This is a genomic window from Frankia sp. Cppng1_Ct_nod (genome assembly GCF_920656135.1).
In the GTDB taxonomy this organism is placed as follows: Bacteria; Actinomycetota; Actinomycetes; order Frankiales; family Frankiaceae; genus Protofrankia; species Protofrankia meridionalis.
This window is the reverse complement of the sequence record NZ_CAKKTK010000020.1, coordinates 21,292-39,500: the sequence shown is the minus strand read 5'-3', so window position 1 is coordinate 39,500 and position 18,209 is coordinate 21,292. Positions and strand designations below refer to the sequence as shown.

The 18,209-nt window shown below is 69.9% G+C and carries 15 protein-coding genes; 14 read left to right on the top strand and 1 reads right to left on the bottom strand.

All coding sequences use genetic code 11. The features are described 5' to 3' along the window. Positions 1-94: 94 nt before the first annotated feature. The 7 genes from NBW77_RS08500 to pspM all read left to right on the top strand — a co-directional run bounded on the left by NBW77_RS08500 (position 95) and on the right by pspM (position 6,355). The gene (locus NBW77_RS08500; RefSeq protein WP_131747892.1) at positions 95-907 is read left to right on the top strand and encodes a helix-turn-helix domain-containing protein; all 813 of its coding nucleotides are present in this window, start codon (positions 95-97) and stop codon (positions 905-907) included. A 9-nt stretch (positions 908-916) separates the two neighbouring features. Then, complete coding sequence (locus NBW77_RS08495) at positions 917-2,377, top strand: MiaB/RimO family radical SAM methylthiotransferase (RefSeq protein WP_250279526.1); 1,461 nt, start codon at positions 917-919, stop codon at positions 2,375-2,377. Further along, on the top strand, positions 2,374-2,988 hold the full coding sequence (locus NBW77_RS08490; protein ID WP_242606039.1) for a CDP-alcohol phosphatidyltransferase family protein: 615 nt from the start codon (positions 2,374-2,376) through the stop codon (positions 2,986-2,988). The genes NBW77_RS08495 and NBW77_RS08490 overlap by 4 nt, the downstream gene beginning before the upstream one ends. Next, complete coding sequence (locus tag NBW77_RS08485) at positions 2,978-4,255, top strand: competence/damage-inducible protein A (protein WP_131747890.1); 1,278 nt, start codon at positions 2,978-2,980, stop codon at positions 4,253-4,255. Before NBW77_RS08490 ends, NBW77_RS08485 begins: the two co-directional genes overlap by 11 nt. Before the next feature lie 118 nt (positions 4,256-4,373). Further along, on the top strand, positions 4,374-4,721 hold the full coding sequence (locus NBW77_RS22060; protein ID WP_131747889.1) for a helix-turn-helix domain-containing protein: 348 nt from the start codon (positions 4,374-4,376) through the stop codon (positions 4,719-4,721). Positions 4,722-4,784: 63 nt separating this feature from the next. Beyond that, positions 4,785-5,609 carry a PspA/IM30 family protein gene (locus NBW77_RS08475; protein ID WP_131747887.1) on the top strand — a complete coding sequence of 275 codons (825 nt, stop codon included), beginning with the start codon at positions 4,785-4,787 and terminating at the stop codon, positions 5,607-5,609. Between the two features lie 29 nt (positions 5,610-5,638). Beyond that, the gene (pspM, locus tag NBW77_RS08470; RefSeq protein WP_242606038.1) at positions 5,639-6,355 is read left to right on the top strand and encodes a phage shock envelope stress response protein PspM; all 717 of its coding nucleotides are present in this window, start codon (positions 5,639-5,641) and stop codon (positions 6,353-6,355) included. A 45-nt stretch (positions 6,356-6,400) separates the two neighbouring features. Here the strand turns inward: pspM and NBW77_RS08465 are convergent, their stop codons facing one another. Then, complete coding sequence (locus NBW77_RS08465; RefSeq protein WP_250279525.1) at positions 6,401-10,984, bottom strand: ATP-dependent helicase; 4,584 nt, start codon at positions 10,982-10,984, stop codon at positions 6,401-6,403. Between the two features lie 55 nt (positions 10,985-11,039). On the opposite strand from NBW77_RS08465, the gene NBW77_RS08460 reads away from it, so the two are divergent. The 7 genes from NBW77_RS08460 to NBW77_RS08430 all read left to right on the top strand — a co-directional run bounded on the left by NBW77_RS08460 (position 11,040) and on the right by NBW77_RS08430 (position 18,182). Further along, on the top strand, positions 11,040-11,234 hold the full coding sequence (locus NBW77_RS08460) for a DUF3046 domain-containing protein (RefSeq protein ID WP_131747883.1): 195 nt from the start codon (positions 11,040-11,042) through the stop codon (positions 11,232-11,234). A gap of 186 nt (positions 11,235-11,420) precedes the next feature. Next, entirely contained in the window at positions 11,421-12,458 is a 1,038-nt protein-coding gene (gene recA, locus NBW77_RS08455; protein ID WP_131747881.1) for a recombinase RecA, read from the top strand. Positions 12,459-12,488: 30 nt separating this feature from the next. After that, the gene (locus tag NBW77_RS08450; protein WP_502799457.1) at positions 12,489-13,031 is read left to right on the top strand and encodes a regulatory protein RecX; all 543 of its coding nucleotides are present in this window, start codon (positions 12,489-12,491) and stop codon (positions 13,029-13,031) included. A gap of 289 nt (positions 13,032-13,320) precedes the next feature. Further along, positions 13,321-15,063 (top strand): ribonuclease Y, encoded by a 1,743-nt coding sequence (rny, locus tag NBW77_RS08445; protein ID WP_242606019.1) that lies wholly within the window; start codon positions 13,321-13,323, stop codon positions 15,061-15,063. 67 nt (positions 15,064-15,130) lie between these two features. Next, complete coding sequence (miaB, locus tag NBW77_RS08440; RefSeq protein WP_349816980.1) at positions 15,131-16,564, top strand: tRNA (N6-isopentenyl adenosine(37)-C2)-methylthiotransferase MiaB; 1,434 nt, start codon at positions 15,131-15,133, stop codon at positions 16,562-16,564. Further along, positions 16,561-17,334 (top strand): class III extradiol dioxygenase subunit B-like domain-containing protein, encoded by a 774-nt coding sequence (locus NBW77_RS08435; RefSeq protein ID WP_131747877.1) that lies wholly within the window; start codon positions 16,561-16,563, stop codon positions 17,332-17,334. Before miaB ends, NBW77_RS08435 begins: the two co-directional genes overlap by 4 nt. A 2-nt stretch (positions 17,335-17,336) precedes the next feature. Beyond that, a complete protein-coding gene (locus NBW77_RS08430) occupies positions 17,337-18,182 on the top strand; it encodes an alpha/beta fold hydrolase (RefSeq protein WP_131747875.1) in 846 nt (281 codons plus the stop codon). Positions 18,183-18,209: the final 27 nt, after the last annotated feature.

Below are 18,209 nucleotides of genomic sequence, written 5' to 3'. Positions count from 1 at the left end.
ACGGTGCTGGTGGCCACCGGGGTGCGCTGTCGGCAATCGGCCGGCGACCGTAGACTCGGTGGTACAGCCGATCCGACCGGTGCGGAGGTTGGCCATGCGGTCCGCTGACCCGACTGTGTCCCCCGGCGGTGTGGGTGCCGCGCTCGCCGCGGCGCGTGCCGAGCAGGGTCTGTCCGTTGCTGATGTGAGCGACCGCACCAACGTTCGCGCCACGCTCATCCGGCAGATGGAGAACGACGACTTCAGCGGTTGTGGTGGCTCCGTGTATGCGCGTGGTCATATTCGTGGCATTTCTCGGACGCTCGGGATCGACCCGGTGCCGCTGATAGCGGAGTTCGACCGGGCGCACAGCCGGATGACCCAGCCGCAGGTGTTCCCCTCGCGGGAGTTCGATCCCCTGACCGGCAGGAACGGGCGCGGGCGGGGGCGGGGATTCCCCTGGGCGCCCGCCATGGGCGTCTCGCTGGCCGCGGTCTGCGTGCTGGCGCTGCTCGCCTTCCTGCTTCCGGGGGGCTCCGGCAGCTCGGCCCGCAACCCGACCGTCGGCGCCACGGTCGTGACGCCGACCGCCTCCACCATGCCGGCCTCGCCCGCGCCCACCCGGTCCACCGTGGCCCGGCTGGACGGGGTCAACGTCCAGGTGGCTGTCAGGGACAACCCGAGCTGGCTGGAGGCACGCGACGAGACCAGACGGGTACTGCTGCAGCAGATCCTGCAGCCTGGCGACAGCCGGACGTTGACCGCGGCCCGGTCGATGGAGATCAGGATCGGTAACGCGGGAGCGGTGGACGTGTCGTGTAACGGGCGCGGCATCGGCCCCAGCGGCAGTCCGGGCCAGGTAGTTACTGTTCGTGTTGGTATCGGCGCGTCGGGGGACTGTGCTGTTGGTGACTCGGCGCCCCGGTAGCCTGACGTCGTGCCCGATCGCCCAGTTCGCCGTGTCGCACTGATCACGTTGGGGTGTTCCCGCAACGACGTGGACTCCGAGGAGCTTGCGGCGCGGCTCGGGGTCGACGGCTGGACGGTGGTGGACGACCCGGCCGGCGCCGACGCGGTGGTCGTCAACACCTGCGGCTTCGTCGAGGTCGCGAAGAAGGACTCGATCGACACGGTGCTCGCCGCGGCCGACCTGCGCGACGGTGCCGGCGGCCCGAAGGCGGTGGTCGCCGTGGGTTGCCTGGCCGAACGATACGGACGGGAACTCGCCGACAGCCTCCCGGAAGCGGACGCGGTCCTCGGTTTCGACGCCTATCCGGCTCTGGGCACGCACCTGGACGCGGTCCTGCGTGGTGAGGCGCCGAAGGCACACACCCCGCGTGACCGGCGGACACTGCTGCCGATCACCCCGGTCGACCGGCAGGCCTCGAGGGAGCGGACAGAGCCGGCGCAGGACCAGGCGCGGGTGGGGCCGGCGTCCGGCCCGCCTGTTCTGCGGCAACGGCTGGCCGGCGGTCCCGTCGCGCCCCTGAAGATCTCCAGCGGCTGCGACCGACGCTGCGCGTTCTGCGCGATCCCGACCTTTCGCGGTTCGCATGTCTCCCGCCCGCCCCACGACGTCCTCGCCGAGGCCGAGTGGCTCGCCGGTCAGGGTGTGCGGGAACTCGTCCTGGTCAGCGAGAACTCGACCTCCTACGGCAAGGACCTCGGGGACCTGCGGGCGCTGGAGAAGCTGCTTCCCCAGCTTGCCGCGATCAGCGGGGTGGTGCGGGTCCGCGCCGTGTATCTGCAGCCTGCGGAGGTACGTCCGTCCCTGCTGGAGACGTTGCTGACCACCCCCGGAGTCGCTCCCTACCTCGATCTGTCCTTCCAGCACGCGAGCCCGTCGGTGCTGCGGCGGATGCGCCGTTTCGGTGGCGCCGACGCCTTCTGCGAGCTGCTGGCCAGGGCTCGCTCGTTCGCGCCGGAGCTCGGGGCACGTTCGAACGTCATCGTCGGTTTCCCGGGGGAGACGAGGGCGGATGTCGCGATCCTCGAACGCTTCCTTGAGGACGCGGACCTCGACGCCGTCGGGGTGTTCGGTTACTCCGACGAAGACGGTACCGAGGCCGCGAATCTGCCTGACAAGGTGGCGCCGGCAACCGTGAGCCGGCGCCACCGGCGCCTGACCGATCTGGTGGAGCAACTGACCGCCGTACGTGCCGAGTCGCGGATCGGCTCAGGCGTCGAGGTGCTCGTCGAGGAGATCGCCGGTGGGTTGGCGTACGGACGCGCGGCGCACCAGCAGCCCGACGTCGACGGAGCGTGCACGGTGCGGGTACCGACCGGACCTGTCACCGACCTGCGTGTCGGGGATCTGGTGAGCGCCAAGGTGGTGGCGGCCGAGGGCGTGGACCTGGTCGCCGAGTTCGTCGACGTCGTCGATTCCGTAACGACGTGACCGCACCCGAGCCGGACGCTGTCGTCAGTCGGGTCAACCTGGCCAACGCACTCACCGTCATGCGGCTCGCGCTCGTTCCGGTGTTCGTGGTGCTCATGTTCACCGGCGGTGGCCATGCCACGGTGTGGCGGGTGGCGGCCTTCGTCGCCTATGCGGTCGCCGCGGTCACCGACCAGATCGATGGATACGTGGCCCGCAGCAGGCGTATCGTCACCGATTTCGGGATCATCCTCGATCCGATCGCGGACAAGGCTCTCACCGGCGCCGCGTTGGTGTCCCTGTCGCTGCTGGGTGATCTGCCATGGTTGGTGACGATCGTCGTCGCGGTCCGGGAGACCGGCGTCACGTTCCTGCGTCTGTGGGTGATCCGCCATGGGGTCATGGCCGCCAGCCGCGGAGGCAAGCTGAAAACCTTGTTGCTCAACTGTGCGATCGGACTTTACGTCCTTCCGTTGGAAGGGACGGCCGCCTCGGCCCGGGCGGTCATTCTCGCCGCCGGGGTGCTGGTCGCCGCCGTCACAGGTCTGGACTATGTGGGACGGGCGCTCGCGTTGCGGCGGCGGGGAACGTCGGTTACCGAAGGGTTACTGGAGGACAGTGATGCGGGCTGAACTGCTGGCGGTGGGCGACGAGCTGCTCTTCGGGGACATCGTCAACGGCAACGCCGCATGGCTCGGGCGGCAGCTTGCCGACGTGGGTGTGGTCCTGACGACGTCCACGGTGGTGGGCGATGACATCGAGATGATCGCGACCAGGGTCTCCGAGGGCCTGGGCCGAGCCGACGCCGTCATCATGACGGGCGGTCTCGGGCCGACCCAGGACGATCTGACCAGGGAGGGGATCGCCCGGGCCGCCGGGGTGGGCCTGCGTCGCGACCCCTTCCTGGAGGCGATGCTGCGTCGGCGGTTCCGTGCCCTCGGGCGGGAGGGGTCGACCGGCTCGGGCGTCAGGGCGCCGGAGATGAACTACCGGCAGGCGGACCTTCCCGAAGGCGCCGAGCCGCTGCCGAACGAGGTGGGTACCGCGCCCGGGATCCGTCTGGAGACGGCGGGTGGCGTGGTGTACGCGATGCCCGGCGTGCCCCACGAGATGTATCCCATGTTCACCGGGTCGGTCCTGCCTGACCTGCTCCGCCGGGCAGGGGAGCCGGCGGTCGTGGTGCACCGGGTGCTGCGGACCGCGGGGGTCTGGGAGTCGGTCGTGGCGGAGGCCCTCGCGGGGGAGATCGACAGGCTCGCTCCCATCGGGAACCCGACGATCGCCTTCCTGGCCAGCGGCGGTCAGACCCGGGTACGGATCAGCGCCCGTGCCGGTGACCGGGCCGCAGCTCAGAAGATTATCGAGCCGGTCGAGGAGGCGGCGCGGGTCGCGCTCGGTATCGCGCTCTACGGCGCCGACGAGGACACGCTGGAGGGAACCGTCGTGCGGCTGCTCGCGGACCGGGGCGAGACGCTTGCCGTCGCCGAGTCGTTGACGGGCGGCCTGCTGGCGGGCCGGCTCACCGACGTTCCAGGCGCGAGCGCGGTGTTGCGGGGTGCGGTGGTCGCCTACGCCACGGACGCCAAGGCATCGGTGCTCGGGGTCGACGGCGACGTGCTTGCCACCAACGGCGCGGTGTCTCCCGAAGCGGCCGCGGCGATGGCCACGGGTGTCCGGGACCTGCTGGGGGCGACCCACGGGCTGGCCGTGACCGGTGTGGCCGGTCCTGACGAGCAGGAGGGCAAACCTGTCGGGACCTTGCACATCGGCATGGTGGGACCTTTCGGGCTGCTGACCCGGTCCGTGCGGCTGCTCGGCGACCGTCCACAGAACCGGACCTACGCGGTCGTCCAGGCGTTGGACGCTCTTCGGCGTACCCTGTCGGTTCATACCCGTTGACGGGAACGAATCGCCGGACGCGGGTTGCTTACATAGTTACAGTCGCATCAACGGCCGGCCATCTCGGTGGACGGCAGGTATACGGTAGGCCCAGCCCGAGGACGAAGGAGGAGGCACGATGGTCCTGCTCCGACGCATGCTCGGCGAGGCATTGCGCCGCCGCCGTCAAGATCAACATAGGACCCTTCGTGAGGTGTCCTCCGTCGCGAGGGTCTCGCTCGGGTACCTCTCCGAGATCGAGCGAGGCCAGAAGGAGGCGAGTTCCGAGCTGCTCGCCTCGATCTGCGACGCGCTCGGCGTCCGCCTCGCCGACCTGTTGCGCGAGGTGAGCGACGATCTGGAGCTCGCCGAGTTCGCAGCCGGTGGGCCACGGGTCGGTGGTCCGGTGGGTGGCATGCCACCGATGGCCGCCATGCAGAGTCGCGGGGTTGGCACCACCACCGCAGTGGTCGACCGCGCCGCGTAGCTGGGAGTTCCTTTTCGGGGTCGGGGGCTCACCACCTCCGAGCCGACGTGCGACGATCGATACATGGCGAACGTCGTCCGCAAGTTGTACCGCTACCTTTCCGCGTCTGCGAACCGGAAGTTGGACGAGAAGGCCGACCCGCGCGTCCAGATCGACCAGGCGATCACCGAGGCGCAGCAGCAGCACAGGGCACTCGTCCAGCAGGCCGCCGCGGTCGTGGGAAATCAGCGGCAGCTGGAGATGCGGATGGCGCGCCAGATCGACGAGGTCGAGAACCTTGCCGACTCCGCGCGCCAGGCCCTTGTGCTCGCGGACGCGGCCGGCGCAAAAGGCGATACGGCAGCGGCCGAACGCTACGAGCAGACCGCGCAGGCGTTCGCCGGTCAGCTCGTGGCCGCTGAGGGTTCCCTCGAAGACCTCAAGAACCTGCACCAGCAGGCGGCTCGCTCGGCCGAGCAGGCCCGCCGTGCGGTGGAGGACAACACCGCGCGGTTGCAGGGGCAGCTTGCGGAGCGTGCCCGACTGCTGACCCAGATCGAGCACGCCGCCATGCAGGAGCAGATGAGCAAGGCACTGGACGGCATGTCCCAGCTCACTCCGCCGGGTGACACACCCACGCTCGCGCAGGTTCGGGACAAGGTCGAGCAGCGCTATGCCGTCTCCCTGGGACGCCACGAGCTCGCGTCCCAGGGCGTGGAGGCCCGGATGCTGGAGATCCGCAGGGCATCGTTGGACGCGAAGGCGTCCAACCGGCTGGCGGAGATCCGTACGGCCCTGGCAGCCGGCTCGGGATCGTCGTCGGCCGCATCGGGTTCCCTGCCGGCCGGTTCAGGCGCAGGCGACCAACTGTCCCTCGACAAGGGTTCCTCCGGCCAGCCGGAATCCTGACCGGAATCGGGATGATGGTGGTGAGCCGCATGCCGGACCGGCTCCGCGCCGATCTCGAACGCCGGAGCCTCCTGCGCGGCGAACAGCGGCTGGTACGGACCCGGTCGCGCCAGGCGCGGCGGGCTTCCCGGTCCGCGCGGATGTGGGCCGGGGTGGCCGTACTCACCCCCGGCGTGGCCGTGGTGGAGGGAACCTGGGGGTGGCTGGTCGTCGGAGCCGGCGCCCTCGCTCGTGCAGGCCTGTCCTGGCGCCAATCGCGGCTGTCGACACCGCCGCCGACGGTCCTGCCGCTCCCGACCGCGCCGCTGCCGTCCCGGTTGATGCTGCGCGGTTCGGCGGCGGCGAAACCGCTGTACCGCGGCGAGGCGGCGATGACGGCGCTCGGCACGATGCTGCGAGCGTTGCCGGCCGGACCGGCCGCGGCGACGGTCCGTGCCGCGATGGTGCCCGCCGCGGAGGTGGTGGACGGCCTCCGGTTCCAGGCCGCCCGGGTCCTGGCCTGCGAGTCGGCCGCCCGGGCGGTCGCGGACGGCGATCGCCGGGCTGAGATCACCAGGACGCTCTTGGAACTGGTCGGCTCGATGAACGCCGCGGTGGAAGGCCTCGACAGCATGCTGGCTGCCGCCAGTGACCTGCTCGCGTCGGCGTCGGCGTCGGCCCTGGCGCTGGGGCCGGTCGGCAGCCTTGAACGTCAGACCGCATCCCTGCGCGGGTTCGCTGACGGCCTGCGCGAACTCATGCGTTGAACCTCAGGCACCCGGGTTCAGGCACCCGGGTTCAGGCACCCGGGTTCAGGCACGAAGCCGCAGGCCGCGCGGAGTGGGATGGAAACCCGCGCGTTCGAGCGCATAACCGAGCTCACTGGTCAGCAGTTCACTGGTCAACACGGCCTGACCATCGGCCTTCTCGACCGACAGCGGGCCAAGCCAGCCCTCCCGTACGGCAAGGGCGAGGGCGTCCACCGCGGGTTGCACCCGGGCAGGGTCGTGCGTCCATGTCAGTAGCGTCCTGCCACCGCGCTCCACATACAGCACCAGTTCACCGTCGACAAGGACGACCAGTGCGCCGGGTCCGCGGCCCGGTTTGTGGCCGCCGTTCGTCGGTGCCGGCCACGGCAGGGCGGCACCGTAGGGGTTCGCCGGGTCGGCCGCGGCCAGCACGAGCACGGCCGGTCCGGCCCCGACCGCCCGCAACCGGTCGACCGCGCCGGGGATGGCGAACTGGGCTGCGCCGAGAGACTCCACGAAGTAGCCGCGCCGGCACCTGCCGGCATCCTCGAACGCGGACAGGATGCGGTACACGCCCGCGAAGCCGCCTGGTACCCGCTCGGCCGTGACCGCACCACGGGTGACGATCCCGTAGCGCTCGAGTAGGGCTTCGGCCTGGGCGTGGGCCCGTAGCGTCAGGTCGGGGTCCCGTTCGGGCAGCAGTGACCAACGGCCCGCGACCGTCGGCGGGCCTGCCCGTTGCGGCATCGCCGGGCGCGCTAGCCCCGGGCGCGCGTACCGCGCCGGCCGCACCCGCGAGTTTCGGCGGGTCCCCGGTCCTGCGCCGTGCCGGGTGCCCAGCGAGGCCCGCAGCGGGGCGAGGGTGTCGTTCGTGACCAGACCGGCCCACACCAGATCCCACAGGGCGGTCGTGAGAGCGGTGTCGTCGAGGCTCCCGGTCCGGTCCGACAACGCGCGGAAGAACAACGCCGTCTGTCCGTCCAGGGCCTCGAGTACGGCGGTGTGCAGGGGGGTGATCGCCGCGTCCGGTATCGCGGTCGGCAGCAGCAGGGGCGCGGTGTCCGCGAGGACGAACGTCATCCAGCCGTCGTTGCCGGGCAGCCCGCCCGCGCCCACCCACAGCACCTCTCCGGACACGCACAGTTCGTCAAGCATAGCCGGGTTGTAGTCCGGCACCCGGTTCGGCAGGACAAGCTGCTCCCAGGCGCTGGCCGGGATGAGCGCGCCCTGGAGCTGCTCGATGGTCCGTGCTACCGCGTCGACGCCGCGCGAGCCCCCGTGCGAGCCGGAGCTGCCCTGCCCGCGTGACACCGACTGCCATGCGGGCAGAAACCGGGCGAAGGTCCGGACCGGCGCAGGCTCGATCTCCCGACGCGAAGCCGCCAGGCTGCGCCGGCGCAGGACACGCAGCACACCTTCGTCACACCACTGCTCGCCGGTCCCACCCGGACGCAGTTCACCGCGGACGAGCCGGCCGGCCGCGAGCATCTGTTCTAGGCCTGCTGTAACCACGGCGACACCGAGGCCGAACCGGCGCGCGGCGGTTTCGGTGTCGAACGGTCCGTGCGTGCGGGCGTAACGCGAGAGCAGGTCACCCAGGGGATCACGGACCGGTTCGGTGAAAGTCGTGGGAACGCCGGGGGGGACCGGGATGCCGAGGGCGTCACGGAGGCGTCCGGCGTCCTCGACCGCCACCCACCGTTGCTCGCCGGCGATGCGGACCCGTAACGCGCGGTGCGTCTCGACGAGCTCGGTGAGCCGGGCCGGGGTGGCACCGCGGGCGAGCGCCTCGGGCTCGCTGAGGTCACCGACCATGCGCAGTAGATCGGCCGCCCCCTCGACATCGCGTGCGTGCCGGTCGGGCGCAAGCCGCTGCAACTCGGCCTCCACCTGAACGAGGACGGCCGTGTCGATCAGTTCCCGCAGGTCGGCCTGGCCCAGCAGCTGCGCGAGCAGGGAGCTGTCCAACGCGAGCATCTGGGCCCGGCGCTCGGCCAGGGGGGTGTCTGCGGCGTACATGAACGCGGCGACGTAACCGAACAGCATGGACCGGGCGAACGGCGACGGCGCAGCGGTCTGCACCTCCACCACCCGCAGGGTCCGCGAGGCGATGTCGCGCATGAGCCCGGTCAGGGCCGGGACGTCGAAGACGTCCTGCAGGCATTCCCGCATGGTCTCCAGCACGATCGGGAAGTTGTCGAACCGTGCTGTGACCTCCAGCAGGTGGGCGCTGCGCTGGCGCTGCTGCCACAGCGGTGTCCGCCGGCCCGGGTTGCGTCGGGGCAGCAGCAGCGACCGCCCCGCGCACTCCCGGAACCGGCTCGCGAACAGTGCGCTACCCCCCACCTCGTCGCGGACCGCCGCCTCGACGTCGTCCGGGTCGAACACGACGACGTCGGCGGTGGGGGTCACGTCGGCGTCCGGTATCCGCGCCACGACGCCGTCGTCGGAATGCATGATCTGCACCTCCACGCCGAAGCGTGCCCGCAGCCGTGCGCCGATGGCCAGCGCCCACGGCGCGTTGACCGGGGCACCGAACGGCGAGTGGACGGCCAGCCGCCAGTCGCCGAGCTCGTCGTGGAACCGTTCGACGACGATCGTCCGGTCGTCGGGAAGGTGACCGGTGGCCTCCTGTTGCTCGGCCAGGTAGGCGATCAGGTTGTCGGCGGCCCAGTCGTCGAGGCCCGCCGCCTGGATGCGTTCGCGTGCCCGCGCCGGGCCGAGACGGGCAAGCATCCGGGTGAAGGTACCGAGCGCACGACCGAGTTCGGCCGGGCGTCCGGGTGCGTCACCGTGCCAGAACGGCAGCCGGCCCGGACGCCCGGGCGCGGGGGTCACCAGCACCCGGTCGGGGGTGATCTCCTCGATGCGCCAGCTGGACGACCCGAGCAGCACGACGTCACCGACCCGGGACTCGTACACCATCTCCTCGTCCAGCTCCCCGACCCGGCTCGCCTTCTCCCCGACGAGGAAGACGCCGAACAGGCCTCGATCGGGGATCGTTCCACCGCTGGTCACCGCGAGACGACCGGCGCCGGGCCGGCCGGTGAGCATGCCCGTGCCTCGATCCCAGACGATGCGTGGACGCAGCTCGGCGAAGTCGTCGGACGGGTACCGGCCGGAGAGCATGTCCAGCACCGCGTCCAGTGCGGAGGAGGGCAGGGTCGCGAACGGTGCGGCGCGGCGGACCAACGCGGCGAGGTCGTCGACCGCCCACGACTCCATCGCGATCATCGCCACGATCTGCTGGGCGAGGACGTCCAGCGGGTTGCGCGGATATCGCAGTTCCTCGATCCCTCCGTCACGCATCCGCTCGGCGACGACCGCGCATGCCAGCAGGTCACCCCGGTGCTTGGGCAGGATCACCCCCCGGCTCGCGGCCCCGACCTGGTGCCCGGCGCGTCCCACCCGCTGCATCCCGACCGCGACGCTCGGCGGGGACTCGACCTGGACGACGAGGTCGACCGCTCCCATGTCGATGCCGAGTTCCAGGCTGGAGGTGGCCACCACCGCGGGCAGCCGCCCGGCCTTGAGGTCGTCCTCGATGAGCGCTCGCTGCTGCCGGCTGACGCTGCCGTGATGGGCTCGAGCCACCTCGACCGGGGCCGCGTCGGTCGGCCGGCCGGACCCGGCGTTGCCCATCAGCTCCGCCGGGGTGCGTTGCTCGGGAGCTCTCGGCACGGTCCGGTTCGCGGTCCCGGGCTGGTCGGCGGCAATCCGGTCGGCGGCATCCATCCGGTCGGCGTATGCCTCGTTCAGCCGGGCGCACAGCCGTTCGGCGAGCCGCCGGGAGTTGGCGAACACGATCGTCGAGCGGTGGGCGAGGACGAGGTCGAGGATCCGCTCCTCGACGGCGGGCCAGATCGACGCCTTTGGTTCCGGCCCGGCCTGGGTCCCGTCGAGGCGGGTCATGTCCGCAACGGGTACGACCACGTCGATCTGTAGCGTCTTCGTGGTCGGCGGGCGGACGATCGTGACCGGGCGGGCCCCGCCGAGGAACCGCGCGACCTCCTCGACCGGGCGCACGGTCGCTGACAGGCCCACCCGTTGGGCGGGTGTTTCCAACAGCGCGTCGAGACGTTCCAGGCTGAGGGCGAGGTGCGCGCCGCGTTTCGTACCGGCCACGGCGTGCACCTCGTCCACGATCACCGTCCGAACCCCGCGCAGCGACTCCCGAGCCCGGCTGGTCAGGATCAGGAACAGCGATTCGGGGGTGGTGATGAGCACGTCCGGTGGGATGCGGCTGAAAGCCCGCCGTTCGCCGGCCGGGGTGTCACCGGACCGGATGCCCACGGTCACGTCGGGTTCGGGTAGGCCGAGGCGTTGCGCGGCCGCCCGGATTCCCGTGAGCGGGGCCCGCAGGTTGCGTTCGACATCCACGGCCAGCGCCTTGAGCGGGCTGACGTAGAGCACGCGACACCGCCGGGCGGGCTCGGTCGGCGGGTCGGCGCGGATGAGCTGGTCCAATGACCAGAGGAAGGCTGCAAGCGTCTTGCCTGAGCCGGTCGGAGCGATGACAAGGACGTTGTCACCGCCGCTGATCGCCTGCCACGCCCCTGCCTGCGCGGGTGTCGGCGCTGCGAAGACGCTCGTGAACCAGGCCCGGGTGGGGGCCGAGAACGGCGCGAGGGAGGATCGGGCGGACATGGTCCGAGTCTGCCTCCTGGGTACGACACTCCGAGGAAACGGGAGACTGACAACCGTGCGACTGACCGAGTTCTGGGCGCGGATGAACAACCAGTTCGGCTCCGGCTACGCGGAGTCGGTTGCCCGCGACCATGTTGTCGCCGGGTTGGGCGGGGTGACGGTGCACGACGCGCTGGCGCGCGGTGATGACGCGAAGGCTGTCTGGCGGGCCGTGTGCGACGAGTTCGACCTGTCCGCCAGGGAGCGCTGAGCCCGTTTTCGGGGTGTCGGCCAGGTGGTCGAACGAATGTTCGGCTACTGTGGATGTCGAGTGTTCCGGTTCGTCGGGGCAGGCTGGTTATCCACAGACCGGACCCGGTGCTCGAAATTGTCGGACCCGCCCCCTACCGTCGCCAACGTGGCCAAGACTCGACGACCTCAGCCTGGAGTGACTCCCATGGCAGGACTCGACCGTGAGAAGGCGTTGGAGAACGCCCTCGCTCAGATCGACAAGCAGTTCGGCAAGGGCTCGGTGATGCGGCTCGGTGACGAGACCCGCCCACCGATCCAGGTCATCCCGACCGGTTCCATCGCCCTGGATGTGGCGCTCGGCATCGGTGGGCTTCCTCGCGGGCGGATCGTGGAGATCTACGGTCCGGAGTCGTCCGGGAAGACGACCGTGGCGCTACACGCCGTCGCGAACGCCCAGGCGGCCGGCGGGATCGCCGCTTTCATCGACGCCGAGCATGCGCTCGACCCCGACTACGCGGCCAAGCTCGGCGTCAACACCGACGCGCTACTGGTCTCCCAACCCGACACCGGTGAACAGGCGCTGGAGATCGCCGACATGCTCATCCGGTCCGGCGCGATCGACATCATCGTCATCGACTCGGTGGCGGCTCTGGTGCCCAGGGCCGAGATCGAAGGTGAAATGGGCGACAGTCATGTCGGCCTCCAGGCCAGGCTGATGTCCCAGGCCCTGCGCAAGATCACCGGCGCGCTCTCGAATTCGGGCACGACCGCCGTCTTCATCAACCAGCTCCGGGAAAAGGTCGGGGTCATGTTCGGTTCGCCTGAGACGACCACGGGTGGTAAGGCGCTGAAGTTCTATGCCTCCGTGCGCCTGGACGTTCGCCGTATCGAGACCTTGAAGGACGGATCGGAGGCCGTGGGTAACCGTACCCGCGTGAAGGTCGCGAAGAACAAGATGGCACCTCCGTTCCGCACGGCGGAGTTCGACATCGTCTATGGCGGGGGTATCAGCCGAGAGGGTTCTCTGATCGACATGGGTGTCGAACACGGCATCATCCGTAAGTCCGGAGCCTGGTACACCTACGATGGTGATCAGCTGGGTCAGGGCAAGGAGAACGCGCGCTCCTTCATGCGGGAAAACCCGGATCTGGCAAACGAGATCGAGAAGCGGATCAAGGAAACGCTCGGTCTGGTGCCGAGGGTTGACGCTGACCCGGCTTCCCCGCCACCGATAGATCTCTGACCGGTACCGAGGCACTGATCGATGGTGATGATGTCACCGGGTGACGGCAATGCCCGCTCCGCGATGGATCGTGGTCGAGGAGCGGGCACGGACCCAGATGTCAGCCCTACCGCCAGAGCCAGGGAGATCTGTCTGCACCAGCTTGAAGCCCGGCCGCGAAGCCGTGCGGAACTGGCAGCCGTCCTGGGTCGCCGCGGCATTGATCCGGAAACGGCGGATGCGGTGCTCGACCGTCTCGTCGAGGTGGGTCTCGTCGACGATGCTGCGTTCGCCCGGGCACTGGTATCGTCCGCCCGGGTGAACCGGGGTCTCGGCCGACGGGGGCTTGCCCAGGAGCTGCGTCGACGTGGGGTGGACCCGGAGATCTCGTTCGTGGCGCTGGCCGAAGTGGACGCCGACGACGAGGAGGTCACCGCACGGGAGCTGGTGCGGCGGCGACTGCCGGCCATGGACGACCTGGCGGTGCATGTCCGTGTCCGACGCCTGACCGCGTTACTCGGCCGACGTGGCTACCCTTTCGATCTTGCGGTACGGGTGGTCACGGAGGAGCTCGGGGGCGCTTCCGACGGCTAGAGACGCTCAGGGCCGCCAACGGCTTTTCTTGACCGTGCACGAGTCGCAGACCTACTCTCACCAAAGGTGAGAGGACTCCCGCGCTGACGCGGTTCCGATAGCGTGAAACAACTTCACACGAGGGTGGCTGGCCCGGATTGCGGCGTCCGCGGACGCCGTTCTGCTTGCCTGGGCTCAATCATTTCTCGGTAGCGACTCGGGCTGAAGTTCCGCAGAGGGTCCGTTTCGTGGGTCCCTTACCGCTCCGGCCCGCTCATCGCGGGCTATGTCGGTAGCGGGAGGAGGACCGATGGGTGTTCTCCTCGCTGTGCTTGGGGCCTGTGTACTCATGGGCCTGACGGTCATAGCTGTGCTTCTGGTTCGGGTGTTGAGCTCGGGAGCTCTGGCAGGGCCTCGTTCCCGCACGGGCGACGGGCAGCTGACCGAACCTGCCGACGGCCAGGGGATCGCACCTCCCGAAGCTGATCTCGAAACGGTACGGCCCGAGGCCGCCGAGATCTTCAGGCAGGCAGCCGAGCTTCGCGAACAGGCGGAGCGGGATGCCGCGGAACTTCTACGCCGGGCGGAAGGGACCGCGCAGGCGCTTCGGGAACGGGTGGAGGCCGAATCCGCGCTGCGTGGCTCCCTTGCCGAGGCGGAAGCACGCGAAGCGGGCCGGAAGGCGGCGGAGACCTTTCGGACACAGGCCGAGGCGGAGGTGCGGGCGCTACGCGCGGAGCTGCATGCGCAGGACACCCGACTCGTCCAGCGAGAACAGCGCCTGGAGACCCGGGCCACGGCGCTCGAGGAGCAGGCCCGCCAGATCGAGGTCCGCGACCATGGCCTCACCGTCCAGGACGCTGAGCTTGGTCGGCGTCGGGCGGAACTGGTGGATCTGGAGGACGAACGTCGCCGGACCCTCGAACACGCGGCCCGGCTCACCGCTGTCCAGGCGCGGGCCGAACTCGTCAAGATTGTCGAGGCTGACGCCCGCCGGGACGCGGCCGTGCTGGTCCGCGACATTGAGGCGCAAGCCCGTGAGCAGGGCGAGGAGCGGGCACGAAAGATCGTGACACTCGCGATCCAGCGGGTCGCCTCGGAGGCGACCACGGAGTCGGTCGTGTCCGTACTGCACCTGCCCAGCGACGAGATGAAGGGCCGCATCATCGGCCGCGAGGGACGAAACATCCGGTCGTTCGAGTCGGTCACCGGGGTGAACGTCATCATTGACGACACCCCCGAGGCGGTCCTGCTCAGTTGCTTTGACCCGGTACGACGCGAGATCGGCAAGATTGCGCTGGAGGCTCTTGTCACGGACGGGCGGATCCACCCGCACCGAATCGAGGAGGAGTACGAGCGGGCGAAGCGTGAGGTCGAGGCGAGATGCGTGCGCGCCGGCGAGGACGCGCTTGTGCAGACCGGGATCGCGGAGATGCATCCTGAGCTGATCGCGCTCCTCGGCCGGCTGCGATACCGGACCAGCTACGGCCAGAACGTCCTCGCGCATCTTGTCGAGTCGGCTCACCTGGCCGGCATCATGGCCGCTGAACTGCGCCTGCCCCCGACGCTGGCCAAGCGGGGGACGTTGCTGCACGATCTCGGTAAGGCGCTGACCCACGAGGTGGAGGGCAGTCATGCCCTCATCGGATCGGAGATTGCGCGGCGTTACGGCGAGGATGAGGAGGTCGTCCACGCCATCGAGGCGCACCACAACGAGGTTGAGCCGCGTTCGATCGGGGCGGTACTCACCCAGGCCGCCGATCAGATCTCCGGTGGGCGGCCGGGCGCTCGCCGGGAAAGCCTCGAGTCCTATGTCAAGCGTCTCGAGCGCATCGAGCAGATCGCCGCCGAGCATCCCGGTGTCGAGAAGGTTTTCGCCATGCAGGCCGGCCGTGAGGTCCGGGTGATGGTGGTGCCGGACCAGGTCGACGACATTGCCGCCCACATGCTGGCCCGCGATGTGGCCAAGCAGATCGAGGACGAGCTGACCTACCCTGGTCAGATCCGAGTCACGGTGGTCCGGGAGACCCGCGCCGTCGAGACCGCCCGTTAGGGTGTATACCCCGTAGGCTGGCCGGGTGAGTCCCCGCAGCTACCAGGTCCGTACGTTCGGGTGTCAGATGAACGTTCACGACTCCGAGCGGATCGCCGGCATGCTGGAGGCCGCCGGCTACGTTCCGGCCGATACCGATGACACTGCCGACCTGGTGGTGTTCAACACCTGCGCGGTGCGGGAGAATGCGGACAACAGGCTCTACGGCAACCTGGGCCAGATGTATCCGGTCAAGAAGGACAACCCGGGTATGCAGATAGCTGTCGGCGGTTGCCTCGCGCAGAAGGACCGCGGGCTGATCACCGAACGTGCTCCCTGGGTGGACGTCGTGTTCGGTACCCACAACCTGCACCGGCTACCCGTCCTGCTGGAGCGCGCGCGGCACAACGCGAGCGCCGAGGTCGAGATCGCCGAGGCGTTGGAGGTCTTCCCCAGCGCACTTCCGTCACGTCGAGCGACGCATCATTCGGCATGGGTGAGTATCAGCGTCGGTTGCGACAACACCTGCACCTTCTGTATTGTGCCGAGCCTGCGGGGCAAGGAGACCGACCGCCGTCCCGGGGACGTACTCGCAGAGATCGAGGCACTGGTCGCCGACGGCGTCCTCGAGATCACTCTGCTCGGCCAGAACGTGAACTCCTATGGCAGGTCGCTGGGCGACCCCGGAGCGTTCGCGAAGCTGCTACGCGCCTGCGGGACGGTGGACGGCCTTGAGCGGGTACGGTTCACCTCCCCGCATCCACGGGACTTCACCGACGACGTCATCGAGGCCATGGCGGTGACGCCGAACGTCTGTCCACAGCTACACATGCCGCTGCAGTCGGGGTCGGATGCCGTGCTGCGGAGGATGCGCCGTTCCTACCGTCAGGATCGTTTCCTCGGGATCGTCGAACGGGTACGGGCCGCGATGCCGCAGGCGGCGATCACAACCGACATCATCGTGGGCTTCCCCGGCGAGACCGAGGCGGATTTCACCGAAACCCTGCACGTCGTGCGGGAAGCGCGGTTCGCCGGCGCCTTCACGTTCCAGTACTCGCCGCGGCTCGGTACTCCGGCGGCGACCATGGACGGTCAGATCGACCCGGCGGTTGTGCGGGACCGATACGACCGGTTGGTGGCCGTCCAGGAGGAGATCTCCTGGGAGGGGAACCGTGCGCTTGTCGGTCAGCGGGTGGAGGTCCTCGTCGTCGAGGGCGAGGGACGCAAGGACGCAGCCACCGGGCGACGAACCGGTCGGGCTCGGGACGGCCGGCTCGTCCATCTGCGTCCGACGTCGGCCGAGGGCATGACGTCGGCCGAGGGCATGACGTCGGCCGAGGAGATACGGGCCGGTGACGTGGTCGAGACTGTGATCACCAGGGGTGCGCCGCACCACCTGGTCGCGGACGGGCTGTTGCTGGCCCACCGGCGGACCCGAGCCGGCGACGTCTGGGATGCCGCACGCCTCGATGCGGGCGGTGAGCGGTCCACGGACCTCGGCATGCCCACCCTCCTGCGGTGACGCTGGTAGCGGCGGCGGTCTGCCCGCATCCTCCGTTGCTCGTGCCCGAGGTCGCGCGGGGGGAGCCGGTGGCGGTGCGGGAGCCTGCGGCCGAGGTCACCCGCCGGCTGGTGGCGTACGACCCGGACCTCGTCGTCGTCGTCGGCGACGCGCCGCGGACCGGGGCATTCGCTGCCGGTGAGTCCGGGACGCTGGCAGGTTTCGGCGTGCCGCTGTCGGTCACGCTGGGACGTGCCACCGACCCGTCCGTGCATGCGCCGACCCCGCGCCGGCCGACCCTGCCGCTGTCGCTCACGGTCGGGGCGTGGCTGCTCGAACAGACTTCCTGGGCGGGAAAGGTCACCGGCTTCGGGGTGAGCGCGACGACCGCTGCGCTGGCGGCATCCGAGATCGGCGCCGAGCTTGCCCGCTGTGCCGACAGGGTCGGGCTGCTGGTGATGGGGGATGGCAGCGCAAGGCGGACGGTCGGCGCGCCCGGGGGATTCGACGCACGGGCGCAGGCCCACGACGACACGGTCGTGGCAGCCCTGTCGGGCGGCGACGTGGCCGCGCTCGGGCAGCTGGACCCCGGTCACTCACGGGAGCTGATGGCGGCGGGCCGCGCGTCCTGGCAGGTGCTCGCCGGCGCGAGTCGGCCGTCGTCGACGCAGGACGACCTGCACATACGGTCCGACACGCACATGCAGTCGTTAAGATCTCACGTCGAGTACGTCGATGCCCCTTACGGTGTCGGATACGTGGTCGCTTTCTGGGAGTGGGGGAGTCCTTAACCATGGTCTCGACGCCGACAGAACTGCCGCCGGGCGTGCAGCGCTCGAAGTGTGCGGGTCACGCGGCACTGCGAGCCGGTTCGCCCGGTGACCCGCCGGTCCTCCTGCTGCCTGGTTACACCGACAGCAAGGAGGACTTCCTGCCGATCATGTCCGGGTTGGCGTGGGCCGGGTTCGAGGTTGTCTCAGTGGACCAGCGTGGCCAGTACGAGTCATCCGCCGTCGACCCGGAACGGGAGTGCACCGTCGACGCTCTCGCCGCGGACGTCGGTCGGCTGGTTGACGAGATCGGCCAGCCGGTGCACCTGCTCGGTCATTCCTTCGGCGGTCTGGTCGCCCGGGCTGCAGTCATCGCACGTCCGTCGTGCGTGGCAAGCCTGGCGTTGCTCAGCTCGGGTCCCGCCGGGATCGTCGGAGCCCGCCGGATCGCGCTGCGGGCGATGCGGGTCGTCTACGAGCGTGGCGGCCGGGACGCGGTGTGGGCGGCCATGCGTGCGGCGGACACCACGGTGTATCCGCCCGGAGGCCTCGAGTTCCTCGAACACCGGTTCTTCGCCAGCAGCGATGTCGGTCTGCGGGTCATGGGGGAGCAGCTCCTCGACGAACCCGACCGGGTCGCGGAGCTTGCCGCGGCGACCCGCGAGGCCGGTGTGCCCGTCCTGGTCGCACACGGGATCGCCGACGACGCCTGGGCGCCCCACCTGCAGGCGGAGATGGCAGCACGTCTTGGCGCCCGCTACGAGGTGATCGCGGACGCCGTGCACTCGCCTGCGGCCGAGAACCCGGCGGTCACCGAGGCACTGCTGGTCGACTTCTGGCGGGCGGTCGCGGACCAACGCGCCGCGTAGGCAGTCCGAGGGTCCGAGTGCCCGAGG